The following is a 24,975-nucleotide window of genomic DNA, read 5'->3' as shown; positions in this document are numbered from 1 at the left end:
GCCTGAAAGGAAAGCCTTGATGACGCCCGAAAAGCTTGCCGCCCTGCGCGCCCGTTACGCCGACGCCGGCGGCGCCGACATCGACGACCCCGATTTCCGCAAGGCGGCGGGGTTGCAATTCTCCGACGGCGAGCGCCGCAAGTGGCCGTTCTCCGACCCGGCGACCCTGCTGGACGCCCCGTTCCGTCCGGACGCGTTTGCGGCGGGTTTCGCCGGCCTCGACGTCGCGCTGGTCGGCGTGCCGATGGACCTGGGCGTCACCAACCGCGCCGGCGCCCGGCTGGGGCCGCGCGCGGTGCGGGCGGTCGAGCGCATCGGCCCCTTCGAGCATGTGCTGCGGGTCACGCCGATGGCCGACCTGCGCGTCGCCGACGTCGGCGACGTGCCGTTCCGCTCCCGCTTCGATCTGGCGCTCTGCCATGCCGATATGGAGGCGTATTTCGGCCGGCTGGTCGCCTCCGGCGTGACGCCGCTGTCGGTCGGCGGCGATCACTCGATCACGCGGGCGATCCTGGCCGCCGTCGGCCGCGACCGTCCCGTCGGCATGGTCCATATCGACGCCCATTGCGACACCGGCGGCGTCTATGAAGGGTCGAAGTTCCACCATGGCGGACCCTTCCGCCAGGCCGTGCTGGAAGGCACGCTGGATCCGGAGCGCTGCATCCAGATCGGCATCCGGGGTGGGGCCGAATATCTCTGGGAGTTCTCGAAGACCTCCGGCATGACCGTGATCCATGCGGAGGAGGTCGCGGAGATGGGGATCGCCGCGGTGATCGCGAAGGCGCGCGCGGTGGTCGGCGGCGGGCCGACCTACGTCACCTTCGACGTCGACGGGCTGGATCCCGCCTATGCGCCCGGCACCGGCACCCCTGAAGTGGGTGGGCTGCAGCCGCGGGAGGTGATGGCGATCCTGCGTGGGTTGGCCGGCATCGACATCGTCGGCGGCGACGTGGTGGAGGTGGCACCCCAGTACGACGCCACCACGAACACCGCCCAGATCGGCGCGCAGGTCCTGTTCGAGCTTCTCTGCCTCGTTGCGCTGAAGAGCGCCGACCCGCGCCGCTGAATCCGCCGCTGAACCGGTATCGGTGCCTGGGGCCGCGTAGCCCCGGCGCCGATACCGGCCTCAGCCTTCGGAAGTCCCGCGCTACTCCGCCTTGCGTTCCAGGATCAGCGTCGACAGCGGTGGGATGGTCAGGTCGAGCGAGTGGGTGCGGCCGTGCCAGGGCAGCTCCTCGGCATAGATGCCGCCGCCGGAATTGCCGACGCCGCTGCCGCCGTACTTGGAATCGTCGGTGTTCATCCGCTCGACATAGCGGCCCGGCAGCGGCACACCGACGCGGTAGCCGTGGCGGGGAATGGGGGTGAAGTTGCAAATGGCGATGACGATGTGCCCGGGATCGGCGGCCTTGCGCAGGAAGGTGAAGACCGAGTTCTCGTTGTCGTTCGATTCGATCCACTCGAAGCCGGACGGGTCGCAGTCCGTCTTGTGCAGCGGCTCCAGCTCGCGGTAGAGGCCGTTGAGGTCGCGGACGAGGTCGCGCATGCCCCGGTGCAGCGGCTGTTCCAGCAAATGCCAGTCCAGGCTGCGCGCCTCGCTCCATTCGCTCCACTGGGCGAACTCGCCGCCCATGAACAGCAGCTTCTTGCCGGGATGGGCGAACATGAAGCCGTAATAGGCGCGCAGGTTGGCGAATTTCTGCCAGTCGTCGCCCGGCATCTTGTTGATCAGCGAGCCCTTGCCGTGCACCACCTCGTCATGGCTGAGTGGCAGCACGAAGTTTTCGGAGAACTGATAGATCAGCCCGAAGGTCATCTGGTGGTGATGGTAGCGGCGGTGGATCGGGTCGTTCTGCATGTAATGCAGCGTGTCGTGCATCCAGCCCATGTTCCATTTGTAGCCGAAGCCGAGCCCGCCAAGGTATGTAGGCTTCGACACCATCGGCCAGGAGGTCGATTCCTCCGCCACTGTCATGGCGCCCGGCTGCTGGCCGTAGACCAGCTCGTTCATGCGCTTGAGGAAGGCGATGGATTCGAGGTTCTCGCGCCCGCCGAACGTGTTGGGGACCCACTCCCCCTCCTTGCGGCTGTAGTCGAGATAGAGCATCGAGGCGACGGCATCGACGCGCAGCCCGTCCAGCTTGTAATGGTCGAGCCAGAACAGCGCGTTGCCGAGCAGGAAGTTCTGCACCTCCGTCCGGCCGAAATTGTAGATCAGGGTGTTCCAGTCCTGGTGGAAGCCCTGGCGCGGATCGGCATGCTCGTAGAGATGCGTGCCGTCGAAATCGCCCAGCCCGTGCGGATCGGTCGGGAAATGGCCCGGCACCCAATCGAGCAGCACGCCCAGCCCGGCGCGGTGGCAGGCGTTGACGAAGTCCTTGAAATCCTCCGGCGAGCCGTGGCGGGCGGTCGGCGCATAGAGGCCGATGGGCTGGTAGCCCCAGGAGCCGTCGAAGGGATGCTCGGTGATCGGCAGAAGCTCGATATGGGTGAAGCCCATGTCCTTGGCGTAGGGGATCAGCCGCTCCGCCAGTTCCTGATAGGTCAGGAAGCGATTGTCCTCCTCCGGCACCCGCGCCCAGGATCCGAGATGGACCTCGTAGATCGAGATCGGCGCGGTGCGGTCCGACGACGCCAGCTTGCGGCTCTGCCACTCCTGGTCGCGCCATTCGTAGGACGGCAGGCCGTGGACGACCGAGGCGGTGGCCGGGCGCATCTCCGCCTGGAAGGCGTAGGGGTCGGCCTTGGCCGGCAGCAGGTTGCCGTTGGGCCCCCGGATCTCGAACTTGTAGCGCTGGCCGGGGCGGGCATGGGGCACGAAGATCTCCCACACCCCAACCTCGACGCGCCGGCGCATCGGCATCCGGCGGCCGTCCCAGTTGTTGAAGTCGCCGACGACGCTGACGCTGCGGGCGCTCGGCGCCCAGACGGCGAAGGACACGCCGGCGACGCCGTCGACCTCGCGCGGGTGGGCGCCCAGCTTCTCGTAATTGCGCAGATGGGTGCCTTCGGCCAGCAGATGGACGTCCAGCTCGCCCAGCATGTTGCCGAAGCGGTAGGCGTCCTCGAACTCCTGGGTCGCCAGCGGGTACTGGGCGCGCAGGCGGTAGCGGAAGCGCTCCGTGCGGTCAGGCAGCACGGCGCGATAGAAGCCGTCCGGGTGGATGCGCTCGGCCTCGCCCGCCGGCTCGCCGGTGGCGCTGTCGATCACCCACAGCCGCTCGGCGCCGGGCACGAAGGCGCGGACCTCCACCGGGCGGCCGGCCGCCTCCTGCTGCATGCCGAGCACGGCGAAGGGATCGCCATGGTCGGCCCGCGCGATGGCGTCCGCCGCCGCGCGCAGGGCCTCGGCCCGGCGATCGGCGGCCTGATGCTCGGTGGGGCGGCCTTCGGGGACGCCGCTCTGCGCCTGGTCCTTGCGGGTGTCCGTCGTCATGTCGCTCGCCATTGGCCAAGTGCCCTTCTTCGTGGAGGCCCTATCGTCTTCATGGACCGTGAACATACTCGCGGCAGTTTCATCACACCATGCCCGCCGAAGAACCGTTCACGATGATAGCATTTCGACGTGCAATCCCTCTCCCGTCCCGGGAGAGGGGGGCCGCGGAGCGGCCGGGTGAGGGGTGAGGCAAGGATCAAGAAGCGCATGGCGTCTTGGATCACCCCTCACCCTCCCCACGCCTTCGGCGTGGGTCCCCTCCCTCTCCCGGGGCGGGAGAGGGCGATTGTCGCCAGGTACGACTAGCGTGCAGCGTCGTCGCCCTTGGCGTCGTCGAGCAGCCCCAGCACGCCCTTTACCGGGATGCCGATCCAGTTGGGCCGGTTCGCCGCCTCGTAGGCGATCTCGTAGAAGGCCTTCTCCAGCAGGAACAGGGTCAGCAGGCCACGCGCGGTTCCCTCGCCCCCCTGATCATCCGCCGGCCAGGCCGGGCAGCCTTCGATCGCCGTGCGGTAGCCGTCGAGGAAGGACCGGGCGCTGCGGCGCTCCCAGTCACGGGCTGCGGCCAATGCCGGGCTGTCGCCGCTGTTCGACCCCTCGCCGGCGCTGTCCAGCCGGAACAGCGCCGCCCAGGCGGCGTAGTTGAAGGAACGCAACATACCGGCGACGTCGCGCAGCGGGCTGGACTTGGCGCGGCGTTCCTCCAGCGTCTTGGCCGGCTCCCCTTCGAAGTCGAGGATGTACCAGTCGTTCTGCGCGCGAACGACCTGGCCCAGGTGATAATCGCCGTGGATGCGGGTCTTGACGCCGCCGGCCGGCATCGCCGCCAGCGCCGACAGACGGTCCATCGCCTCGGCCCGGCGGGACAGAAGCTGCTCGGCATCGGCGCGCACATCGGTTGCCAGGCGGTCCAGCGTTCCGGGCAGGGCGGCGAAGGCGGCCTCCGCCTGGGTGCGGGCGGCGGCGGCCCAGCGCGCCAGATCGTCGGTCGAGATCGGCTCCGGATCGAAGGCGGCGTTGCCGGTGTCCTGCGCCAATGCCCGGTGCAGTTCGGCGGTGCGCTGCCCCAGCGTGGTCATCATCACCAGATGCATGCCGAAGGGCTCGCCCGATTCGGCGGCGTCCTCGGTGGTGCCGGCGACGCCGAGGCGGATGTCCTCCAGCTGGCGCTCCAGTTCCTCCACCGTGCTGGCCCAGCCGTCGCCCTGGTTGCGGACGAAGGCCTGGGCCACCGCCAGCGCGGTCGGCGTGCCGTCGGCGGCGACCTGCTCCACCGTGCCCAGCAGGGCCGGGGTGTTGGCGAAGCCGACCTCGGTCAGGAAGCGGCCCATCTCGACCTCGGGATGCTCGCCCTCCACCAGGCGGCGCAGAACCTTCAGCACGATCTGGCTGTCGACCAACACGGAAGTGTTGCTCTGCTCGACCCCCAGGCGCCGCACCTCGGCCTCCGGCGACAGCTCGATGGCGGTCAGCGCCTCGGTCGGGGTGAAGCGGATGCGGTCGTCCCCGGCGGACGCCTTCAGCGAATCGCCGCGGCGCAGCGCCTCGATCAGCGCCAGGGCGAAGCCGTCGGCCTGGACGGCATCATAGATGGCGCCGGTCCGCGGGCCGCGCCGCACCTTGCCCAGCGTGTAGGGCAGCAGCGGCCAGCCGGTGGCGCCGGCCCCATCCTCCCAGCTCATCGCCAACGGCAGGAAATAGCTCTGGTCGGCGGCGTCGCCGTCCAGGCCGACCTGCGTCCGGACCAGCATGAAGCCCTCGCCCGGCCCCGGAAGCTGGGCGGCGAGGGTGACGTGCGAGCGGGTGATGCGGCGGTCCTTGGCGGAGAACCAGCGCTGCTGGGGCAGGAAGGCCTGCAGGATGTCGCGGCCCAGCTCGTCCGCCGCCTTGCCGGTGGTCAGGCTGTGCCAGCCGTCGCGCACGACGATGGTCAGCAGATCCGGCACCGGCTCCGGCGGCGTCTCGTGCCAGGTCGGCAGCTCCGCCTCCGCCGTCAGGGCGAACCAGTAGAAGCCGTAGGCCGGCAGCGTCAGCAGATAGGGCAGGTCGCCGATCGGGGGGAAGACGGTGCGGCCCAGCAGCTCGACCGGGATGCGGCCCTTCCAGGCCTTGAGGTCGAGTTCCACCGCCTGGGCCGAGCGCGACAGGTTGGCGACGCACAGCGCGATCTCCGACCCGTTTTCCGTCTCCAGGGAGCGGATGTAGGCCAGGACCTTGCGGTTGCCGGGATAGAGCAGCGAGAAGGCGCCGCGGCCGAAGCTCTGGCGCTGCTTGCGCACCGCCACCAGCCGCTTCATCCAGTTAAGCAGCGAGGAGGGGTTGCGCGCCTGGGCCTCGACGTTGACCGCCATGAAGCCGTAGATCGGGTCGAGCACCGCCGGCAGGTAGAGCCGGGCCGGGTCGGCGCGCGAGAAGCCGCCGTTGCGGTCGATCGACCATTGCATCGGCGTGCGCACGCCGTCGCGGTCGCCGAGATAGATGTTGTCGCCCATGCCGATCTCGTCGCCGTAATAGAGCACCGGCGTGCCGGGCATCGACATCAGCAGGCTGTTCAGCAGCTCGATCTTGCGGCGGTCGTTCTCCAGCAGCGGGGCGAGGCGGCGGCGGATGCCGAGATTGATCCGCATGCGCCGGTCGGCGGCGTAGAAGTTCCAGAGATAGTCGCGCTCGCTGTCGGTGACCATCTCCAGCGTTAGTTCATCATGGTTGCGCAGGAAGATGGCCCACTGGCAGTCGGCCGGGATGTCGGGTGTCTGGCGCATGATGTCGGCGATGGGATGCCGGTCCTCCATCGCCACCGCCATGTAGATGCGCGGCATCAGCGGGAAGTGGAAGGACATGTGGCATTCGTCGCCGCCCTTCTCCGGATCGCCGAAATAGGGCAGCACGTCCTCCGGCCACTGGTTGGCCTCGGCCAGCAGCATGCGGTCCGGATATTCGGCGTCGAGCGCGGCGCGGATCGCCTTCAGGACGTCGTGCGTCTCCGGCAGGTTCTCGTTGTTGGTGCCCTCGCGCTCCTTCAGGTAGGGGATGGCGTCGAGCCGCAGCCCGTCCACCCCCATGTCCAGCCAGAAGCGCATCACCTTCAGCACCTCCTCCAGAACCTCGGGATTGTCGAAGTTCAGGTCGGGCTGGTGCGAATAGAAGCGGTGCCAGTAATAGGCATTGGCGACCGGATCCCAGGTCCAGTTGGACTTTTCCGTGTCGCAGAAGATGATCCGCGTACCCTGGTATTTCTGGTCGCTGTCGGACCATACATAATAGTCGCGGTGGTTGGATCCCGCGGGCGCCTCCCGCGCGCGCTGGAACCAGGGATGCTGGTCGGAGGTGTGGTTGATCACCAGTTCGGTGATCACCCGCAGGCCGCGGCTGCGGCACTCCGCCATGAAGCGCCGGAAATCCTCGAGGTTCCCGTAGGTCGGGTTGACCGAGGTGTAGTCGGCGATGTCATAGCCGTCGTCGCGCAGCGGCGATGGATAGAAGGGCAGAAGCCACACGGCCGTCACGCCCAAATCCTGGATGTAGTCCAGCTTCTGGGTCAGACCGGCGAAATCGCCGATGCCATCATTGTCGGCGTCGAAGAACGCCTTGATGTGCAGTTGGTAGATGACGGCGTCCTTGTACCAAAGCCGGTCCTGCCGATCGATCATGGGTCCAGCACTTTCGAGAAGCGATTGACGGAACACGTGTCGCGGGAACACGGGATTGCAACAAGCCACCCGGTCGAAGGTTTCACCCGAACGACCGTCAGGCAACCCCTGACTTCCGGATAGGCTGGACGGGGAAAACCAGGAGGTACGACGATCGGATGGGGATCCGCGGCCCCCCTTCCAATGCGTGGCAATCCCGACCGGACATCGATTGACGCCGAAGGATTATCCAGGCAGGTTGCCCACCCTCATCATCGTGCGTCTACGGCCTACCGGATCACTCATGCTGGGTTCCTTCATCGTCGTCACCGGCGGCGACTCCCGCTACTGTCCGCTGATCCGCGAGTTGATCGCGTCGCTGCGGGCGCTGAAGCCGGCGGCGGACTGCCCCATCGGCGTGATCGACGCCGGCCTGACCACCGAGCAGACCGCGGAACTGGAAGCGCAGGGCGCCACGGTGGTGGCACCGCCCTGGCCGGTCAGCATCCCGGCGCACAGGCTGCGAAACCGCATCCACCTGAAGGCCAATCTCGCCAAGCTGCACCTGCCGAGCTACTTCCCCGGCTACGACACGGTGATCTGGATCGACGCCGACGCCTGGGTGCAGGATTGGGAGGCGGTGGAGATGCTGCGGCGGGGGGCGGCGCTGAACCGCTTCGCCATCGTCGCCCAGTTCGGCCGCTTCTCGGAGACCGAGCTGCGGCTGAACTGGCTGTTCGGCGGCTTCGCGCGGGTGCGCTCCATCCTGTACAAGAACTCCAGCCGCGCCGGGCTGACCACGGCGGAATGCCGGGCGCTGGCGACCCGCCCGACGCTGAATGCCGGCGCCTATGCCCTGAAGTCCGACGCGCCCCATTGGGAAGCCTTCCAGCGCTGGCAGAAGCGGGTGCTGCGCAAGGGCCGGCTGTTCACCTCCGACCAGCTGGCGATGGCCGGCGCCATCTACCTGGACGGGCTGCCGGTCGAGCTTCTGCCGGAATGGTGCAACTACATCGGCCCCTGGCGCTTCGATCCCGAACGGCGGGAACTGGTGGAATACTACCTGCCCAACCGCCGGCTGGGCATCGTCCACATGGCCGGCGAGGACGCCATGCGCGCCGACCCGTCGGTGCTGCGCCCGGTGCTGGACATGCAGGACCGTACCCACCAGCTGAGCCTGCGCTATCCGGCCTGGGCCGTGCCGGCGGTGGAGCGGGTGACGGAAGCGGTTTAGGACGGAGTCACCCGGCGGGAGTCCCGATTTCCGCCGCGGTCAGATAGCAGCCCGGATCCTCGGCCCAGGGATCGCCGGTCAGCTTTTCGGCGCGCACGCGGGTGTTGCCGTTGCAGATCGCCAGGAAGCGGCAGCCGGCGCAGCGTCCGCCAACCGGACGCGGGCGCTGCTTCAACCCGGCCAGGATGGGATCGGACCGGTCGTTCCAGATGTCGGCGAAGCGGCGAGCGCGGATGTTGCCCAGCGTGTGGTGCCCCCACATGGTGTCGGGATGGACGTCGCCCTGGGTGTCGATGTTGGCGATGCCGACCCCCGACGCGTTGCCGCCCCAGCGGACCAGCCGCCGCTCCAGCGCGGCGCGGCGGTCGGGAAAACGCTCCGCCGCCCACATCAGCAGGAAGGCGCCGTCGGCATCGTTGTTGCCGGTCACGATCTCCCGCGGGCGCCCGGCCCGTGCGTCGGCCAGCGCCGTTTCGAACAGCCGCCCCATGGCGACGCGCGTGGTCTCCTTCATCGCGTCCATGCGCCGGTGGGCGTTGCCCCGCCCGGCATAGTTCAGGTGCGACAGGTAGAACTTGTCGATCCGCTCCTCCGCCATCAGGGCGAGGAGCGCCGGCAGGTCGGCCGCGGTCTGCTCGGTCAGCGTCAGGCGCAGCCCGACCCGCAGACCGGCATCCCGGCACAGGCGGATGCCCTGCAGCGCCTCGTCGAAGGCGCCGGCACGGCGGCGGAAGCGGTCATGCGTCGGGGCCAGCCCGTCCAGGCTGACGCCGACATAGTCGTAGCCGGCGGCGGCGATGGCCGCGACCCGCGTCCGGTCGATCAGCGTCCCGTTGCTCGACAGCCCGACATAGAAGCCCAGCGCCTTGGCCCGCCGCGTGATGTCGAACAGGTCGGGTCGCATCAGCGGCTCGCCGCCCGACAGGATCAGCACCGACACGCCCGCCGCCTTGAGGTCGTCGAGGACGCGGAACGCCTCGGCGGTGGACAGCTCGCCGGGGAAGTCGTGGTCGGCCGAGAAGGAATAGCAGTGCAGGCAGGACAGATTGCAGCGCCGCACGAGGTTCCAGATCACCACCGGACCGCCCCCCGGCGGCGGCGGATTTTTCGTCGGCTGCGCCGAAGCAGGAGCGGTGAGCATGCGCATGAACTGGCTGAGACGGAACATCGGACGGGGCCTTGCGATGGCGATGGCGGGGCGAGGGGAGGAGGGGCGGTGGGAGGTCAGGCGCCCGGCGGCGGGGCGCAGAGCGCATGCAGGCGGGCGACATCCTCGACGCGCACGGTGCGGCCCTGGGTGTGCACGCCGAACTCGCGCAGGCGCCCCAGCACGCGGGACAGGGATTCCGGCTCCATGCCGAGGCGGCTGGCGATGACCAGCTTCTTCATGGGAAGGACGATCACCGTCTCGCCGCTCGCCTGCGGGGTCAGCGAGACGAGGAGTTCCGCCACCCGCTCCATCGGGCTGCGGCTGCGCAGCCGGCGCATCTCCCCGGCGAGCCGCCGTTCCCAGCGCAGCAGCGAGCCCAGCATGCGGCAGGCGACGGCCGGGTTGGCGCGCAGGCCGGCGAGGAAGCCGCGCGCGCCGACGCGCAGCAGCTCCGCCCTTTCCACCACCTCGGCGGCGATGGGGTAGACCCCGGCGAAGATGGCGGCCTCCGCGAAGCTGGACACCGGCTCGACGGTCTCGACGATGCTCTCGCGGCCGCCCTCGGTCAGCGCGAACAGCTTCACCCGGCCGCTCAGCACGATGAAGAAGGCGTCTGCCTGATCGCCGGCCTGGAACAGCAGGCTGTTGCGCGGGTGGGACTCCGCCGGGGCGTTCCCCAGAAGACGGCAGATGACGGCCGGCTCCAGGCTCTCGAACAGCGGCAGGCTGCGGATGGCCGGCAGGTCGATGCCGCGGCGGCACAGGCGGCCGCGGCATCGGACGGGCGGGCGGGCCGGTTCGACCCCGCGGGCGCCGCCGGGATCGGTGCAAAGGCGGGCGAGCACGCAAGACATGGTTCAGTCTTCCCACGAAGGATCGGTGCCGGACTCTGTGTCGGACTGCCAGAAGCGGCGCAGGACCTCCATGTCGTCGATGTCGACATCGTCCAGCCGGCCGGAATGCACGCCCTGCGCGCGCAGTTTCGCGAAGGCGCGCGACAGGCTTTCCGGCTTCATCCCCAGCCGTTCCGCCAGGAACTGCTTTTCGCAGGGCAGGACGATGTGCACCCGGCCGCGCTGCCCGCCCGCCAGCCGGACCAGATAGCCGGCGAGCCGCCGGGTGGTGGATTGCAGCTTCAGCTCGGTGATCTCATGGATCAGGCCGCGCAGCCGTGCCGCGGCCCCGGCCATCATCGCCTGCACCACCTCGAACCGGTCCTGGAGATGGGCGAAGAACGGCTCGGCCTGGATGGCGACGGCGGTCACCGGCAGCAGGGCATAGGCGCTCGTCGCGTGCCGGCCGCAATCGAGCACCGCCTCCTCGCCGACCAGATGGCCCGGCCCGACGATGTCGAGGACGTTCGAACAGGTGCCGTCCCCGGCCGTGGTCAGTCCGACGGTGCCGCTCAGCACGAGGTAGAAGGCGGTCGCCGGCTGGCCGCGCAGGAACAGGGCGCTGCCCTGGGCGAAGGTCCGTTCGGCGCTGTAGGTCAGAAGATGCGTGCGGTCGGCTTCCGACAGCTGCCCGAGCACGGGGCTGTCGGCGATGCTCCGCGCGAGCGCGCTGTCCATATCGGCACCTCGCTTGCCTGCCGGTATCGATGGCCGACGATAGGGGCTTCGTCGCCGCGGCGGCTTGACCGCCGTCAAGTCGTCCGGCCCCTCCATCGTGAAGGATCGGGCTGCGGGAAAAAGAGCCAGCTAACCAAAGTCAAGGATTGTGCACGGAAGCGGCGCCAAGACTGCCGGCACACCGAAGGCTCACACCGCAAAGCTTGAGAGGGGGAAACCACATGAAGCGCAAGGCGTTGTTGTTCACGGCCGCAGTCGGGTTGGTGCTGGCGATGCCGGGGGGCAGGCCGGCGGCCGCCGAGGAGGCCGCGCCGCCGATGACCAAGGAGGAGTTCGAGCAGGCCAAGGAAATCTATTTCCAGCGCTGCGCCGGCTGTCACGGCGTGCTGCGCAAGGGAGCCACCGGCAAGCCGCTGACCACCGACATCACGCGCGACCGTGGCCTGGACTCGCTGAAAGCCTTCATCACCTACGGCTCTCCCGCCGGCATGCCGAACTGGGGTACCTCGGGCGAGCTGACCGAGCAGCAGGTCGACCTGATGGCGCGCTACGTCATGCAGGAGCCGCCGCAGCCGCCCGAATGGGGCATGAAGGAGATGCGGGCGAGCTGGAAGGTGCATGTGCCGGTCGACCAGCGGCCGAAGAAGCAGATGAACACGCTGGACCTCGACAACCTCTTCGCGGTGACGCTGCGCGACACCGGCGAGGTGGCGCTGATCGACGGCAAGTCCAAGAAGATCGTCAAGGTGATCCCGACCGGCTATGCCGTGCACATCTCGCGCATGTCGGCGTCGGGACGCTATCTCTTCACCATCGGCCGCGACGGGCGCATCGACCTGACCGACCTGTGGGCAGCGGAGCCGACCAAGGTCGCCGAACTCAAGATCGGCCTGGAGGCGCGCTCGGTCGAGACCTCCAAGTTCAAGGGCTTCGAGGACAAATACGCCATCGCCGGCGCCTATTGGCCGCCGCAATACGTCATCATGGACGGCGACACGCTGGAGCCGAAAAACATCGTCTCCACCCGCGGCATGACGGTCGACACCCAGGAATACCATCCGGAACCGCGCGTCGCCTCGATCGTGGCGTCGCACTTCAATCCGGAATTCGTCGTCAACGTCAAGGAGACCGGCCAGATCCTGATGGTGAACTACCAGGACATCACCAACCTGAAGGTCACCACCATCCCGGCCGAACGCTTCCTGCACGACGGCGGGTTCGACAGCACCGGCCGCTATTTCCTGGTCGCCGCCAACGCCCGCAACAAGATCGCCGTGGTCGACACCAAGGAGGACAAGCTGGCCGCCCTGGTGGACACCCAGGGCGCCACGCCGCATCCCGGCCGCGGCGCCAACTTCGTGCACCCGAAATTCGGCCCGGTGTGGGCGACCAGCCATCTCGGCGACGAGAAGATCTCGCTGATCGGCACCGATCCGGAGAAGCACAAGGAGTTCGCCTGGAAGGTGGTCGGCACCATCGACGGCCAGGGCGGCGGCTCCCTCTTCATCAAGACCCACCCGAAATCCAACAATCTCTGGGTCGACACGCCGCTGAACCCGGACGAGGCGATCCACTCCTCGGTGGCGGTGTTCGACACCCGCGACCTCGGCAAGGGCTTCGAAGTGCTGCCGATCGTCGAATGGTCCGGCGTCAAGGGCGGCGCACACCGCGTCGTGCAGGGCGAATACGACAAGGACGGCGGCGAGGTCTGGTTCTCGGTCTGGAACGGCAAGGAGCAGGAATCGGCCATCGTCGTGGTCGACGACAAGACCCGCAAGCTCAAGCAGGTGATCAAGGACCCGCGCCTGATCACGCCGACCGGCAAGTTCAACGTCTACAACACCAAAATGGACATCTACTGACGCCATCGGCCGCGACGGGCGGCGGCATGCCGCCGCCCGCCTTTCCCATTCCATTCCTGACGATCGAGGGCGCCATGGCAGTCGGACGGGTTTATCTGGTGGGGGCCGGTCCCGGCGACCCGGATCTGCTGACGGTGAAGGCGCTGCGCCTGATCGAGGCCGCCGAGACCGTGGTCTACGACCGGCTGGTCGGCGAGCGGATCCTCGGACTGGTCCCGCGCCATGCCGAGCGCATCTTCGTCGGCAAGGCGCCGCGCCGCCACACCCTGTCGCAGGAGGAGATCAACGCCCTGCTGGTCCGGCTGGGGTTGGCCGGCCGCCGGGTCCTCCGCCTGAAGGGCGGCGATCCCTATGTCTTCGGGCGCGGCAGCGAGGAGGCGCTGGCCGTCGCCGCCCACGGCATTCCCTTCGAGATCGTCCCCGGCGTTACCGCCGCCTGCGGCTGCGGCGCCTATGCCGGCATCCCGCTGACCCATCGCGGGCTCGCCACCGGCGTCCGCTTCGTCACCGGCCATTGCCGCGAGGATGCCGAGCTGTCGCTGAACTGGGCGAGCCTCGCCGATCCGGACACCACGCTCGTCTTCTACATGGCGCTGCTGAACCTCGCCGAGATCCGCAGCCGGCTGGTGGCGGCCGGGCTGCCGGCGGACACCCCCGCCGCCGTGGTGTCGCGCGGTACCTCGGCCGACCAGATCGCCTGCCTGGGAACGCTGGGCGACCTGCCGGAACGGGTGGCGGCGCTGGCGCCGCCGGCGCCCTGCCTGACCATCATCGGCCGCGTCGTGTCGCTCGCCCCCCAGCTTGCCTGGGCTCCGGAGCCGGCGGCGGGATTTTCCCGGGCGGTGCGCCATGGCTGAGCGGGGAAGTGGGAAGAGAGTCGGCTCCCCTCTCCCCCCCGGGGAGAGGGTTAGGGTGAGGGGGGTACACTGCGGCCTTTCCCCGAGAATCCACACAATGCATCCCCCTCACCCCGACCCTCTCCCCGGGGGGGAGAGGGGGATGTCGGCGGGAGAGCGGGGCAAGGGACGGCGGACCCTTGCAGTTCTCCTGAGTCTTGGCTTCGCCACTGGTGCAGGCGCGGGCGAAATCCCCGCGTCCCGTCAGGCGGAGCTGACGAGCCTGGTCCGGCAGGATTGCGGGTCCTGCCACGGCATGACGCTGAAAGGCGGGCTCGGCCGGCCGCTGCTCCCGGACGATCTGGCCGGCAAGTCGGCGGAGGCGCTGGCCGCCGTGGTGCTGGACGGCATTCCCGGCACGCCGATGCCGCCCTGGCGCGGCCTGCTTTCCGATGACGAGGCGCTCTGGATCGTCAAGCGCCTGGCTGGAGGACTCGACCGATGACCCCATTCCGTCCGACCGTCCTCCGCTGGGCCGCCGTCGCCGCCTGGCTGGCGCTGTCCGGCCTTCCCGCCGCCGCCGAGACCGCGCTGCGGGGAACCGGCGATCTCGGCATCGTCATCGAGCGCGCCGTCGGCCGCGTCCTGCTGGTGGAGAACAGCGGCCGCCGGCGCCTCGCCGAGATCGCGGGGCTGGGCGATCTGTCGCATGCCGCCGCCGTCTTCTCGCGCGACGGGCGCTATGCCTACGTCTTCGGCCGCGACGGCGGGCTGAGCAAGCTCGACCTGCTGACCGCGACGGTCGTCAAGCGGGTGGAGCAGGCCGGCAACAGCATCGGCGGCGCCATCTCCCAGGACGGGCGGCTGGTCGCCGTGCAGAATTACGAGCCGGGCGGGGTGAAGGTGTTCGACGCCGCGACGCTGGATCTGGTGGCCGACATTCCGGCGACCTACGGCGACGGAAGCGCGCGGTCGAAGGTGGTCGGGCTGGCCGACGCCCCGGGCAACCGCTTCGTCTTCACGCTGTACGACGCCGGCGAGATCTGGGTCGCCGACCTGTCGGACCCGGCGCGGCCGGGCTTGCGCAAATACACCGGGATCGGGCGGCAGCCCTATGACGGGCTGGTGACGCCGGACGGCCGCCATTACATCGCCGGCCTGTTCGGCGAGGACGGGCTCGCCCTGCTCGACTTGTGGAACCCGGACGCCGGGGTGCGCCGCATCCTCGACGGCTACGGCCGCGGCGAGCAGCCGCTGCCGGTCTACAAGATGCCGCACCTGCGCGGCTGGGCCCAGGCCGGGGGCAAGCTCTACCTGCCGGCCGTCGGCCGCCACGAGGTGCTGGTGGTCGACGGCGCGAGCTGGACCGAGATCGCCCGCATCCCGGTGAAGGGGCAGCCGGTCTTCGTCATGGCGCGGCCGGACGGGCGGCAGGTCTGGGTCAACTTCGCGTTGCCCGACAACGGCTTCGTCCAGGTGATCGACGTGCCGGCCGCCGCCGTGGTCAGGACGCTGGAGCCGGGGCCGGGGGTGCTGCACCTGGAATTCACGCCGCGCGGCGAACAGGTCTGGGTGTCGGTACGCGACCAGGACCGCGTGCGCGTCTACGACACCGCCAGCTTCGCCGAGGTCGCCGCCCTGCCGGCGGACAAGCCGAGCGGCATCTTCTTCACCGCGCGCGCCAACCGTATCGGCTTTTGACGGGGGACCGGCATGGACAGCATCCGAGATTCGAGCGATCCGACCGACCGCCGCCTGCTCGACGAGTTCCAGCGCGGCTTCCCCCTGATTCCGCGCCCCTTTGCCGAACTGGCCGCCCGGCTCGGCAGCACGCCGGCCGACATCCTCGACCGGCTGCGCCGCCTGACGGCGGCCGGCGCCGTCGCCCGTGTCGGCGCCGCCTTCCGGCCGCACCGGGTGGGCGCCAGCACGCTCGCCGCCATGGCGGTGCCGCCCGGCGACATGGTCCGCATCGCGGCGCTGGTCGGAGGGTTCGAGGAGGTGAACCACAATTACGAACGCGAGCACCGGCTGAACCTGTGGTTCGTCGTCACCGCCGCCGATGGCGCGCGCGTGCGCGCCGTGCTGGCGGAGATCGAGGCCGCGACCGGCCTGCCGGTGCTCGACCTGCCGCTGGAGCGCGGCTATCACCTGGATCTGGGATTCCCGCTATGGACGTGAACGGGGCATCGGTGGCGGAGCGGGTCCGGCCCGCGGGCCCGCCCGGGGACAATGACCGGCTGCTGCGCCGGCTGCGCGACGGGCTGCCCCTGGTGGCCCGGCCGTTCCTGGCGATCGGACAGGCCATCGGCCAATCGGAAGCCGGCGTGATCGCCGCCATCCGCGATCTGGTCGAGACCGGTGCCGCCTCGCGCTTCGGCATCATCGTCGATCACGCCGCACTCGGCTTCACCGCCAACGCCATGGTGGTGTGGGACGTGCCGGACGAGCGGGTGGATGCGGTCGGGGCGGCGCTCGGCGGGCGGCGCGGGGTGTCGTTGTGCTACCGCCGCCCGCGCCGCCCGCCGGTCTGGCCCTACAACCTCTTCACCATGATCCATGGCCGCAACCGCGACGAGGTGCGGGCGCTGGTGGAGGAGCTGGCGGACGGCTGCGGCTTGGCCGGCCTGCCGCGCGAGCTGCTGTTCACCGTCCGCCGCTTTAAGCAGACGGCCCCCTGCTATGGCCGGGACGGGAGGGAGTGATGGAACTGGACGCCATCGACCGGGCATTGATCAACCGTTTGCAGGACGGCCTGCCGCTGACCTCCCGCCCCTTCGCCGCGGTGGCGGCGGAGCCTGCGATGGCGGAATTCGGGCTGGACGAGGACATGGTGATCGGCCGTGTCGCCGCGCTGCGCGAGGCCGGGGTGCTGAGCCGCTTCGGGCCGCTCTACAACGCCGAACGCATGGGCGGCGGCCTGTCGCTCGCCGCCATGGCGGTGCCGGCGGAGCGGCTCGACGCGGTGGCGGCGCTGGTGAACGCCTTCCCGGAGGTCGCCCACAACTACGCCCGCGACCATGCGCTCAGCCTGTGGTTCGTGCTCGCCACCGAGACGCCGGAGCGGGTGGCCGAGGTGGCCGCCGCCATCGAGGCGCGGACCGGCCTCGCCGTCCGGCTCTTCCCCAAGCTCGCCGAATACGCGCTGGACCTGAGGTTCGAGGCATGACCGATCCCGCACCCGATACCGTCGCGGCCGATCCGGTCACGCTCGATGCCGTCGACCGCCGGCTGGTGGTGGAGACGCAGGCCGGCCTGCCGCTGGTGCCGCGGCCCTACGCCGCGCTGGCCGCCCGGCTCGGCATCGCCGAGGAGGAGGTGATCGCCCGCTTCGGGCGGATGCTGCGGGCCGGGATCGTCCGCCGCATCGCCGCCGTGCCGAACCATTACCGGCTGGGTTATGCCGCCAACGGGATGAGCGTCTGGGAGGTGCCCGAGACGGTCATCGACGAGGCCGGGCGCCTGCTGGCCGCGCTGCCCTTCGTCACGCATTGCTATCGCCGCCCGGCCCATCCGCCGGACTGGCCCTACACGCTGTTCGCCATGGTCCATGCCAGGGACCGCGCCGAGGTCGAGGCCCGCATCGGCGCGATGGCCGGCCTGCTCGACGGGCGCAGCCGCAGCCATGCGGTGCTCTACAGCACCCGAATCCTCAAGAAGACCGGCCTGCGCCTGTCGGCGTGAACGGTTCCCGCCTCACTCTCCCTTCGCCGGACATTTCCCATGCACGCCCGCATCATCCTTGCCATGGCGGCGCTTATCGCCCTGCTGCCGGGAACGGCTCCGGCGCAGGAGGGCCCCGCCGCCCGCTACGCCGAGCATTGCGCCGCCTGCCATGGCGGCGACCGGCTGGGCGCCATCGGCCCGGCGCTGCTGCCCGACAATCTCGGGCGGATGAAGCCGGCCGACGCCGTCGCGCTGATCGCCGGGGGCCGGCCCGCCACCCAGATGCCGGGATTCGCCGACCGGCTGAGCGGGGCGGAGATTGCCGATCTCGCCGCCTATGTCCTGGCCCCTCCCGCCCAGGAACCGGCATGGACCGACGCCGACATGGCGGCCAGCCACATCATCCACACGGCCCCCGCGGCGCTGGCGGCCCGGCCCGTGCACAAGGCCGATCCGCTGAACCTGTTCACCGTGGTCGAGGCCGGCGACCACCATGTCACCATCCTCGACGGCGACAGCTTCGAGCCGCTGGCCCGCTTCCCCAGCCGCTTCGCCCTGCATGGCGGGGTCAAGTATTCGCCGGACGGCCGCTTCGCCTATTTCGCCTCGCGCGACGGCTGGGTGTCGGTCTACGACCTCTATGGGCTGGTGCCGGTGGCGGAGATTCGGGCCGGCATCAACACCCGCAACATCGCGGTGTCGGCCGACGGCCGCTTCGTCGCCGTCGGCAACACGCTGCCGCGCACGCTGGTGCTGCTCGACGCCCGCGATCTCACGCCGCTGAAGACCATCCCGGTCGTCACACCGAAGGGCAGCGCGCGGGTCAGCGCCGTCTATGCCGCCCCGCCGCGCAAGAGCTTCATCCTGGCGCTGAAGGATGTGCCGGAGATCTGGGAGATCGCCACCGACGACAAGGCCGGCCCGGCCTATGGCGGCTTCGTCCACAGTTACGAAAAGGGCATGGTCGAGGCGGTGGGAGCACAGCAAGGCCTGTTCGCGGTGCGGCGGATCGAGCTGGACGAGCCGCTCGACGATTTCTTCTTCGACCCGTCCTATGCCAACGTGATCGGCGCGTCGCGCGACGGCGGCAAGGGGCAGGTGGTCAACCTGACGGTGGGCCGCAAGATCGCCGAAATCGACCTGCCCGGCATGCCGCATCTGGGCTCCGGCATCAGCTGGATACTGGACGGACGGCGGGTGATGGCGACGCCGCATCTGAAGGGGGCGGCGGTCAGCGTCATCGACATGAAGGACTGGACGACGGTCAAGCGCATCGACACGCTCGGCCCCGGCTTCTTCATGCGCAGCCACGAGGCGACGCCCTATGCCTGGACCGACGCCTCGCTCAGCCCGCGCCGCGACACCATCGAGATCATCGACAAGCGGACGCTGGAGATCGTCCGGACGCTGGTCCCGTCGCCCGGCAAGACCGCGTCGCATGTGGAGTTCACCCGCGACGGCCGCCATGCGCTGGTCAGCATCTGGGAGGACGACGGCGCCCTGGTCGTCTACGACACCGCCAGCTTCGAAGAGGTCAAGCGCCTGCCCATGCGCAAGCCGGTGGGGAAATACAACGTCTTCAACAAGACCCGCTATTCCGAAGGCACCAGCCACTGAGCGGGCCGGTCGCACTCTGTCGCTCCCTCCCAATCCTCATAGCCCCTTCGCCGCAGTCTGCCTTCGCCTCAGCCGAAGGCAGACTGCGGCAAAGCCGCATTGTGGCGATCCGCTGCGTCGATCAAGCTGGTCCCGGACGATGAGGTCGACGGAAGGGGAGGACGGAGCATGGCCCTGCTGGATCGCGACGACAGGGGTCGCGACGGCGCGAGCGCCGGTGACAAGAACGGCTTCCTGGCGGGAGTCGACCGCCGGCTGCTGGTGGTGGCGCTGGCGCTGGGGCTGCTGACTTCGCTGGCGGTGGTGGACCAATACCGGCCGACGCCCGGGGCGGCGGCGCCGGTGGAGTGGCGACTGCCGTCGATGGAGCTGCCGCGGACGGTGCCGATGGCGACGGCGCCCAACCCGCGCCAGGATGGCCCGCGCCACGATGAATTGCTCGGGGCGGACTGAGCGGGTCAGCCGGCCGGCGGGGTCTCGCTCCCCGCGCCGAGCGGGCGTTCCATCAGCACGCCGTCCAGCCAGCGGCCGAACTTGAAGCCGACCGCCGGCAGGATGCCGACGGGACGGAAGCCGCAGGCGCCGTGCAGGCCGATCGAGCCGTGGTTGGCGCTGTCGCCGATCGCCGCGATCATCCGGCGGTATCCGGCCGCCTCGCACATCTCGATCAGCGGGAGCATCAGCGCCCGGCCGATGCCGCGCCGGCCCATCCCGTCGGCGACATAGACGGAGTTCTCCAGCGTGAAGCGGTAGGCGCTGCGCGGCCGGTAGAGCCCGGCATAGGCATAGCCGGCCAGCCGCCCCTCGCACTCCGCCACCAGATAGGGCAGGCCGCGGGCCAGCAGGTCGGCGCGGCGGCGGGCGATTTCCCCCTCGTCCGGCGGGACTTCCTCGAACGACGCGGTGCCGTGCAGGACATGATGGGCATAGAGGGCGGTGATCGCGGGAATGTCGGCGTCGGCGGACGCCCGCACGGTGATGGCGGGCCCGGTGGTGGAGGGCATGGGAGTCAGCTCCGGTTTGGACGGTCGGCGGGAAGAAGGAGGGCGCAGACGGTCGCCAACCCGCCGCCGACGCCGAGAAGCGCGAAGCCCCATCCCCATCCGGAGCCGCCGCTGCCGCCGGCATGGTCCAGCATCAGCCCGACCGCCAACGGTGCGGCGCCGCCGGCGCCGAAGCCGAGGATGGAGCGCACGGCGAGCGCCGCCCCCAGGCTGCCCGGCTCGACCGATTCGGTCATCGCCGTGGACAGCACGGGCGAATCGCCCAGCGCGGAAAATCCGTAGAGCGCCGCCACCGCCAGGACCAGGGCCAGCGGCATCCCGTCCATCCAGCCGATGGAGAAGGAGCACGCCGCACCCAGCAGCCCCATCGCCACCAGCACCGCCCGCCGGCCCAGCCGGTCCGAGGCGCGCCCCATCAGCAGCGACGACAGAAAGCCCGAGATATGGATGGCCCCGGCGATCCACAGGCCGCGCAGGCCGGCGCCGTCCGAACCGGCCCCTCCGGTTCCGGCCCCTCCGGTTCCGGCAAGGCTGGCGGTCAGGAAGGCCGGCAGCCAGGCCCACATGCCCAGCAATTCCCAGCAATGGGTGGTGTAGCCGGCGGTCAGCAGGAAGGACCGGCGGTCGGCCAGGAAGCGGAAGGCGCCGCGCAGCCGGCGCGCCGGCCCGGCCGCCACCAAATTGGCCCGGCCGCGCAGGCCCGGCGTGGCGAGCAGCGCCGCCAGCAGTGGTCCCAGCCCGCAGGCGATGAAGGCGGCCTCGTAGCCGAACCGCTCCGCCAGCCCGGCGGCGAGCGCGATAGAGCCGAAATAGCCGAGCGATCCCGCCGCCAGCAGCCAGCCCACCGCCGCGCCGCGCCGCGCCGCCGGCACGCCCTGCGCCACCAGCATGATGGAGGGGGCGTAGGTGCCGCCCTGGGTCAACCCCATCAGGGCGAACAGCAGCAAGCCGCTTTCCGCCGACCGGGCGAAGACGGCGAAGGCGATCCCGGTCAGGGCCGTCGCCCAGCTCGCCCACAGGAAGACGCGCTTGGCGCCCAGGCTGTCGGCGAACCACGAGGATCCCACCAGCGACAGGGCGTAGCCGACGTTGAAGGCGGTCTGGATCGATCCGGCCTCGCCCGCCGACATGCCCCAGGCCTGCATCGCCGGTCCCAGTGCGCCGGCATAGACCATGAAGGACAGCGAGGCGGCGAAGCGGCTGGCACACAGCAGCACGAGCCAGATCGGCCGGGGGGCGGGGAAGGGGGCAGGGACGGAGAGGGCGTCGGTCGTCATGGCCTCACCGTCGCGGACCGCCGAGGAAAAGGCAAATTTATTGATTTGATCGAAATCATAAGGAAGACTGTGGGTATGCGCGGCCTCAACCTCGACCAGCTCATCACCTTCGCCACCGTCGTCGAGCATGGCGGCTTCACCGAGGCCGCCGGCCGGCTCGGCCTGACCCAGCCGGCGGTCAGCATGCAGATCCGCAACCTCGAGGAGAGGTTCGGCGTGCGGCTGGTGGAGCGGGTGGGCAAGCGTGCGCTGCCGACCGCGGCAGGCCGCGACCTGCTGCCCTTCATCCGCCGCCTGCGCGACGAGGTCGATGCCGCCGCCGCCGCCATGGGCCGCCACCGTGCCGGGCAGGTCGGGCGCGTGCGCATCGGCACCGGCGCCACCGCCTGCATCTACCGGCTGCCGCCGATCCTCACGGCATTGCGCACCGCCCATCCGGGGCTGGAGATCATCGTCGTCACCGGCAACACGCCCGACATCCTGGATGCGGTGGAGGGTGGGTCGCTGGATCTGGCGCTGGTCACGCTGCCCGCCCGCCGTCCCGACCTGTCCATCGAGCCGGTCTGCAGCGAGGAACTCGTCTGCGTCGGCCCGCTGTCCGGGCAAGCGGAACCGCAGGACGGTGTGGCTCCGGCGGCGCTGGCGGAGGCGACGCTGATCCTCTACGAGCGCGGCGGCACCATGCGCGCGGTGATCGACGGCTGGTTCATGGCCGGCGGCATACAGCCGCGCCCGGCGATGGAACTGGGCAATGTGGAGGCGATCAAGAATCTCGTCGCCGCCGGACTCGGCCGGTCGATCCTGCCGTCGGTCACCGTCCGCGGTCCGCAGGATTGCGACCGGTTCGCAGTCCAGCCTCTGGCGCCACCATTGATTCGCACCCTTGGGTTGGTATTGCGGCGTGACAAAATGCTTGATGCAGGCGTGCGCGCGATGGTGAAGGCAATCACCGATATGCGGTAGCATCATTGATGAAATTGAACATCTTCACAATCGTCCGGGATATTGCTTTTGGAAGGTTTACAGAGGCTTTGGTCATTGCGCACTCTTGCTTTCTGAGACTTTCGTTTTTCTTGGGCGCCTATGACCAAGCAGCAGCCTGTCCCCGGCCGGCCTACCGATAACCGAATGGGGGAGGGGCGGGAGCGGCATGGCCAACCCGATGCCAAATCCGATACCCAGCCGGAAATCCGACAGAACACCACCCTGTTGGCGCGGTTGACGGAGCTGGAGCAGGAAAACGCCCGGCTGCAGGCGGCGCTGTCCACCGCCTGCAGCGGGTGCGACGACCTGCTGACGGTCACCGCGCTGAACGAGGATCTCCGCACTGCCTTCACGGCCCTGGAGCGCAGCCGCGCCGCCCACGCCGACAGCGAGAGGCGGCTGCGCGCGATCCTCGACAGCGCCGTCGGCCATGCCATCCTGACCCTGGCGCCGGACGGCCGGGTGACCAGCTGGAATCCCGGTGCGGCCCGCATCCTGGGCTGGAGCGAGGAGGAGGCGCAGGGGCAGCCGGTCGAAATCCTCTTCCCGCCGGAAGACGCCGCCGCCGGCGTTCCCGCCGCGCTTCGGGTGCGCGCGCTGGCCGAGGGGCGCATCCAGGAGGAGCGCGGCTTCCGCCGTCGCGACGGGTCCGCCGTCTGGGGGGCGCTGACCATCCTGCCGCTGCAGGGCGACGAGGACGGCTTCCTGTGGATCCTGCACGACCGCTCCGACGAGCGGCGGATGGAGGAGGCCATCGCCGACGTGCGCCGGCGCGCGACCGACATCCTGGACAGCATCGACGAGGCGCTGGTGGCGCTGGACAGCGATTACCGCGTGATCTACCAGAACCGCCGCGCCGAACAGCTCGACCGCCAGTCGCTGTCGGCGGTGCGCGGCCGCCGCCTGTGGGAGGTATGGCCGCAACTCGCCGGGTCGGACCTGGAGGCGCTGTGCCGCCGGACGATGACGGAGCGGCAGCCGACCGCCATCGAAAAGCGTTTCGACGGCGAAGGCACCACCCTGTGGCTGGAGATCCGGTTCCTGCCGACGCCGGAAGGGGTGGGCTGCTTCTTCCGCGACATCACCACGCGCAAGCGGGCGGAGGAGGAGGCCCGCGCCTCGCACGAGCGGGCGGTGAAGATCCTGGAAAGCATCAGCGACGCCTTCTATGCCGTCGACCACGACTGGCGCTTCAGCTACATCAACCGCAAGGCCGAACAGGTCTGGGGCCGGTCGCGCGACACCCTGCTGGGCCGCCGGCTCTGGGAGGCCTTCCCCAAGATACTGGGCAGCGAGGCCTTGGAGGCGCAGAAGCAGGCGGTCCGCGAGGGCCGGGAAATAACCGTCGAGGTGCTGTCTCCCACCATGGGCAATTGGGTGGAGGCCAGCATCTATCCCAGCACCGATGGTCTTTCGGTCTATTTCCGCGACATCACCGCCCGCCGTCAGGCGCAGCAGGCGCTGTTGCAGGCCAAGGAGACGGCGGAGGCGGCCGACCTCGCCAAGGGCAAGTTCCTGGCCGCCGCCAGCCACGACCTACGCCAGCCCCTGCAGGCGCTGCTGCTGTTCGTCGACGTGCTGAAGCCGCATGTCCAGGGCAGCCAGGGCGCCAACGCCCTGATGCATCTCGGCCGCGGGCTCGACGCGCTGAAGGAGCTGCTGGACAGCCTGCTGGACATGTCGCGCCTCGATGCCGGCGTGGTCCAGCCGAACATCGAGACCGTGTCGATGGCACCGCTGTTCGACCACATCGCGGCCTCCTACCGGCCGGTGGCGGCGGCCAAGGGGCTGGAACTGCACATGTCCTCCTGCAACGCCGCCGCCCGCACCGACCGCACGCTGCTGACCCGCATGGTGCGCAATCTGGTGGAGAACGCCCTGCGCTATACGGAGAGCGGGCGGATCGACATCGAATGCCGGCGGGGCGGCGGGCGCCTGCTGATCGAGGTGCGCGACACCGGCATCGGCATCCCGCCCGACCATCTGGAACGCATCTGGGAGGAGTTCCACCAGGTCGGCAACCCGGAGCGCGACCGCAACCGGGGCCTGGGGCTGGGGCTCGCCATCGTGCGGCGGCTGTCGCAGCTGCTGAACCACCCGGTGGACGTCCAGTCGAAGCCAGGGCAGGGGACCAGCTTCGTCATCACCCTGCCGCTCTGCCGGAACGTGGAGGTCCCGGCGACCCCGGCGGAGGCGGCGACCGCCGGCCGTGGCCGCTTCGCCGTGGTGGTGGACGACGATGCCATCGTGCTGCTGGGGCTGGAGACGATCTTCCGCGAATGGGGTTATCAGGTGCTGGTCGCCGGGTCCGCCCAGAAGGCGGTGGAAGGGTTGAGCCGCACCGGCCGGCGTCCCGACCTGATCGTCGCCGATTACCGGCTGCGCGAAGGGCAGTACGGGACGGACGCGGTCGCCCGCATCCGCGCGCTGTACGACGATCCCGGCAGCGCTCCGATCCCCGGCCTGATCCTGACCGGCGAGACCGGTCCCGACTGCGAGCGCGACGCCGTGGCCCATGGGCTGGGCATCATCCACAAGCCGGTGACCCCGCGCCAGCTCGGCCACGCGCTGGGCGAGTTGCTGGGGGCGCCGTGATTCCGTGAGCCGCACGCCACGGTCGGCCTCATATCGGCCCCATCGTCGTCCATGACCATCCAAGCCGCACCGTTCGCAGGCATGGCCGTCCTATCATACGCGGTCAGAAAAATT

General features: G+C 69.7%; 21 protein-coding genes. 14 read left to right on the top strand and 7 right to left on the bottom strand.

Annotation, left to right across the window (positions count from 1 at the left end):
- The first annotated feature begins 19 nt into the window (after positions 1-19).
- A complete protein-coding gene (gene speB, locus JHL17_RS23635) occupies positions 20-1,066 on the top strand; it encodes an agmatinase (RefSeq protein WP_200196944.1) in 1,047 nt (348 codons plus the stop codon).
- Positions 1,067-1,147: 81 nt separating this feature from the next.
- On the opposite strand, the gene glgB is transcribed toward speB, so the two are convergent.
- Together glgB and treS are read right to left on the bottom strand one after the other, a co-directional pair.
- On the bottom strand, positions 1,148-3,436 hold the full coding sequence (gene glgB / locus JHL17_RS23630) for a 1,4-alpha-glucan branching protein GlgB (protein ID WP_425599647.1): 2,289 nt from the start codon (positions 3,434-3,436) through the stop codon (positions 1,148-1,150).
- Between the two features lie 302 nt (positions 3,437-3,738).
- Complete coding sequence (gene treS, locus JHL17_RS23625) at positions 3,739-7,086, bottom strand: maltose alpha-D-glucosyltransferase (protein WP_200196942.1); 3,348 nt, start codon at positions 7,084-7,086, stop codon at positions 3,739-3,741.
- A gap of 283 nt (positions 7,087-7,369) precedes the next feature.
- Here treS and JHL17_RS23620 point away from each other — a divergent pair, with 283 nt between their 5' ends.
- Entirely contained in the window at positions 7,370-8,299 is a 930-nt protein-coding gene (locus tag JHL17_RS23620) for a glycosyltransferase (RefSeq protein ID WP_200196940.1), read from the top strand.
- Between the two features lie 7 nt (positions 8,300-8,306).
- Here JHL17_RS23620 and nirJ read toward each other — a convergent pair whose 3' ends face one another.
- The 3 genes from nirJ to JHL17_RS23605 are packed head-to-tail and all read right to left on the bottom strand — an operon-like array spanning position 8,307 to position 11,020.
- On the bottom strand, positions 8,307-9,467 hold the full coding sequence (gene nirJ, locus JHL17_RS23615; RefSeq protein ID WP_200196939.1) for a heme d1 biosynthesis radical SAM protein NirJ: 1,161 nt from the start codon (positions 9,465-9,467) through the stop codon (positions 8,307-8,309).
- A 56-nt stretch (positions 9,468-9,523) separates the two neighbouring features.
- The gene (locus JHL17_RS23610) at positions 9,524-10,303 is read right to left on the bottom strand and encodes a cyclic nucleotide-binding domain-containing protein (RefSeq protein ID WP_200196937.1); all 780 of its coding nucleotides are present in this window, start codon (positions 10,301-10,303) and stop codon (positions 9,524-9,526) included.
- A gap of 3 nt (positions 10,304-10,306) precedes the next feature.
- Positions 10,307-11,020 (bottom strand): Crp/Fnr family transcriptional regulator, encoded by a 714-nt coding sequence (locus tag JHL17_RS23605; RefSeq protein ID WP_200196936.1) that lies wholly within the window; start codon positions 11,018-11,020, stop codon positions 10,307-10,309.
- A 221-nt stretch (positions 11,021-11,241) separates the two neighbouring features.
- Between JHL17_RS23605 and JHL17_RS23600 the strand changes: the two genes are divergently transcribed.
- The 10 genes from JHL17_RS23600 to JHL17_RS23555 all read left to right on the top strand — a co-directional run bounded on the left by JHL17_RS23600 (position 11,242) and on the right by JHL17_RS23555 (position 19,454).
- Positions 11,242-12,882 (top strand): cytochrome D1 domain-containing protein, encoded by a 1,641-nt coding sequence (locus JHL17_RS23600; protein ID WP_200196934.1) that lies wholly within the window; start codon positions 11,242-11,244, stop codon positions 12,880-12,882.
- A gap of 74 nt (positions 12,883-12,956) precedes the next feature.
- Complete coding sequence (cobA, locus tag JHL17_RS23595) at positions 12,957-13,739, top strand: uroporphyrinogen-III C-methyltransferase (RefSeq protein WP_200196932.1); 783 nt, start codon at positions 12,957-12,959, stop codon at positions 13,737-13,739.
- Entirely contained in the window at positions 13,732-14,223 is a 492-nt protein-coding gene (locus JHL17_RS23590) for a c-type cytochrome (RefSeq protein ID WP_345773866.1), read from the top strand. Before cobA ends, JHL17_RS23590 begins: the two co-directional genes overlap by 8 nt.
- Positions 14,220-15,419 carry a cytochrome D1 domain-containing protein gene (locus JHL17_RS23585; protein ID WP_200196929.1) on the top strand — a complete coding sequence of 400 codons (1,200 nt, stop codon included), beginning with the start codon at positions 14,220-14,222 and terminating at the stop codon, positions 15,417-15,419. Before JHL17_RS23590 ends, JHL17_RS23585 begins: the two co-directional genes overlap by 4 nt.
- A 12-nt stretch (positions 15,420-15,431) precedes the next feature.
- A complete protein-coding gene (locus tag JHL17_RS23580; RefSeq protein ID WP_200196928.1) occupies positions 15,432-15,899 on the top strand; it encodes an AsnC family transcriptional regulator in 468 nt (155 codons plus the stop codon).
- The gene (gene ahbB / locus JHL17_RS23575) at positions 15,890-16,423 is read left to right on the top strand and encodes a siroheme decarboxylase subunit beta (protein ID WP_200196926.1); all 534 of its coding nucleotides are present in this window, start codon (positions 15,890-15,892) and stop codon (positions 16,421-16,423) included. Before JHL17_RS23580 ends, ahbB (JHL17_RS23575) begins: the two co-directional genes overlap by 10 nt.
- The gene (locus tag JHL17_RS23570; protein ID WP_247893767.1) at positions 16,423-16,887 is read left to right on the top strand and encodes an Lrp/AsnC family transcriptional regulator; all 465 of its coding nucleotides are present in this window, start codon (positions 16,423-16,425) and stop codon (positions 16,885-16,887) included. Before ahbB (JHL17_RS23575) ends, JHL17_RS23570 begins: the two co-directional genes overlap by 1 nt.
- Entirely contained in the window at positions 16,884-17,402 is a 519-nt protein-coding gene (ahbB, locus tag JHL17_RS23565) for a siroheme decarboxylase subunit beta (protein WP_200196925.1), read from the top strand. Before JHL17_RS23570 ends, ahbB (JHL17_RS23565) begins: the two co-directional genes overlap by 4 nt.
- A 39-nt stretch (positions 17,403-17,441) precedes the next feature.
- Positions 17,442-19,001, top strand: a complete 1,560-nt coding sequence (locus tag JHL17_RS23560) for a cytochrome D1 domain-containing protein (RefSeq protein ID WP_200196923.1) — start codon at positions 17,442-17,444, stop codon at positions 18,999-19,001.
- A 168-nt stretch (positions 19,002-19,169) separates the two neighbouring features.
- The gene (locus tag JHL17_RS23555) at positions 19,170-19,454 is read left to right on the top strand and encodes a hypothetical protein (protein ID WP_200196922.1); all 285 of its coding nucleotides are present in this window, start codon (positions 19,170-19,172) and stop codon (positions 19,452-19,454) included.
- 5 nt (positions 19,455-19,459) lie between these two features.
- On the opposite strand, the gene JHL17_RS23550 is transcribed toward JHL17_RS23555, so the two are convergent.
- Both JHL17_RS23550 and JHL17_RS23545 read right to left on the bottom strand, forming a co-directional pair.
- Positions 19,460-20,005 (bottom strand): GNAT family N-acetyltransferase, encoded by a 546-nt coding sequence (locus tag JHL17_RS23550; RefSeq protein ID WP_200196921.1) that lies wholly within the window; start codon positions 20,003-20,005, stop codon positions 19,460-19,462.
- A gap of 5 nt (positions 20,006-20,010) precedes the next feature.
- Complete coding sequence (locus tag JHL17_RS23545; protein WP_200196919.1) at positions 20,011-21,282, bottom strand: MFS transporter; 1,272 nt, start codon at positions 21,280-21,282, stop codon at positions 20,011-20,013.
- A gap of 75 nt (positions 21,283-21,357) precedes the next feature.
- On the opposite strand from JHL17_RS23545, the gene JHL17_RS23540 reads away from it, so the two are divergent.
- Positions 21,358-22,245: a LysR family transcriptional regulator gene (locus JHL17_RS23540; RefSeq protein ID WP_200196918.1), complete on the top strand. Its 888-nt coding sequence runs from the start codon at positions 21,358-21,360 to the stop codon at positions 22,243-22,245.
- Positions 22,246-22,410: 165 nt separating this feature from the next.
- Positions 22,411-24,861 (top strand): PAS domain-containing hybrid sensor histidine kinase/response regulator, encoded by a 2,451-nt coding sequence (locus JHL17_RS23535; RefSeq protein WP_200196917.1) that lies wholly within the window; start codon positions 22,411-22,413, stop codon positions 24,859-24,861.
- Positions 24,862-24,975: the final 114 nt, after the last annotated feature.

The organism is Azospirillum endophyticum (assembly GCF_016595245.1).
Classification (GTDB): Bacteria; Pseudomonadota; Alphaproteobacteria; order Azospirillales; family Azospirillaceae; genus Azospirillum; species Azospirillum endophyticum.
Note: the sequence above shows the minus strand (reverse complement) of the source record. Positions and strands in the feature narration are given on the sequence as shown.

Excerpts from the sequence above, each read along its gene's own strand:
- JHL17_RS23600 (WP_200196934.1), top strand. The coding sequence starts at position 11,242 with ATGAAGCGCAAGGCGTTGTTGTTCACGGCCGCAGTCGGGTTGGTGCTG.
- JHL17_RS23620 (WP_200196940.1), top strand. The coding sequence starts at position 7,370 with ATGCTGGGTTCCTTCATCGTCGTCACCGGCGGCGACTCCCGCTACTGT.
- JHL17_RS23560 (WP_200196923.1), top strand. The coding sequence starts at position 17,442 with ATGCACGCCCGCATCATCCTTGCCATGGCGGCGCTTATCGCCCTGCTG.
- ahbB (WP_200196925.1), top strand. The coding sequence starts at position 16,884 with ATGACCGATCCCGCACCCGATACCGTCGCGGCCGATCCGGTCACGCTC.
- JHL17_RS23610 (WP_200196937.1), bottom strand. The coding sequence starts at position 10,303 with ATGTCTTGCGTGCTCGCCCGCCTTTGCACCGATCCCGGCGGCGCCCGC.
- JHL17_RS23555 (WP_200196922.1), top strand. The coding sequence starts at position 19,170 with ATGGCCCTGCTGGATCGCGACGACAGGGGTCGCGACGGCGCGAGCGCC.
- JHL17_RS23570 (WP_247893767.1), top strand. The coding sequence starts at position 16,423 with ATGGAACTGGACGCCATCGACCGGGCATTGATCAACCGTTTGCAGGAC.
- nirJ (WP_200196939.1), bottom strand. The coding sequence starts at position 9,467 with ATGTTCCGTCTCAGCCAGTTCATGCGCATGCTCACCGCTCCTGCTTCG.
- JHL17_RS23585 (WP_200196929.1), top strand. The coding sequence starts at position 14,220 with ATGACCCCATTCCGTCCGACCGTCCTCCGCTGGGCCGCCGTCGCCGCC.
- JHL17_RS23540 (WP_200196918.1), top strand. The coding sequence starts at position 21,358 with ATGCGCGGCCTCAACCTCGACCAGCTCATCACCTTCGCCACCGTCGTC.
- treS (WP_200196942.1), bottom strand. The coding sequence starts at position 7,086 with ATGATCGATCGGCAGGACCGGCTTTGGTACAAGGACGCCGTCATCTAC.
- JHL17_RS23590 (WP_345773866.1), top strand. The coding sequence starts at position 13,732 with ATGGCTGAGCGGGGAAGTGGGAAGAGAGTCGGCTCCCCTCTCCCCCCC.
- glgB (WP_425599647.1), bottom strand. The coding sequence starts at position 3,436 with ATGACGACGGACACCCGCAAGGACCAGGCGCAGAGCGGCGTCCCCGAA.
- JHL17_RS23605 (WP_200196936.1), bottom strand. The coding sequence starts at position 11,020 with ATGGACAGCGCGCTCGCGCGGAGCATCGCCGACAGCCCCGTGCTCGGG.
- JHL17_RS23550 (WP_200196921.1), bottom strand. The coding sequence starts at position 20,005 with ATGCCCTCCACCACCGGGCCCGCCATCACCGTGCGGGCGTCCGCCGAC.
- JHL17_RS23545 (WP_200196919.1), bottom strand. The coding sequence starts at position 21,282 with ATGACGACCGACGCCCTCTCCGTCCCTGCCCCCTTCCCCGCCCCCCGG.
- JHL17_RS23580 (WP_200196928.1), top strand. The coding sequence starts at position 15,432 with ATGGACAGCATCCGAGATTCGAGCGATCCGACCGACCGCCGCCTGCTC.
- speB (WP_200196944.1), top strand. The coding sequence starts at position 20 with ATGACGCCCGAAAAGCTTGCCGCCCTGCGCGCCCGTTACGCCGACGCC.
- ahbB (WP_200196926.1), top strand. The coding sequence starts at position 15,890 with ATGGACGTGAACGGGGCATCGGTGGCGGAGCGGGTCCGGCCCGCGGGC.
- cobA (WP_200196932.1), top strand. The coding sequence starts at position 12,957 with ATGGCAGTCGGACGGGTTTATCTGGTGGGGGCCGGTCCCGGCGACCCG.
- JHL17_RS23535 (WP_200196917.1), top strand. The coding sequence starts at position 22,411 with ATGGGGGAGGGGCGGGAGCGGCATGGCCAACCCGATGCCAAATCCGAT.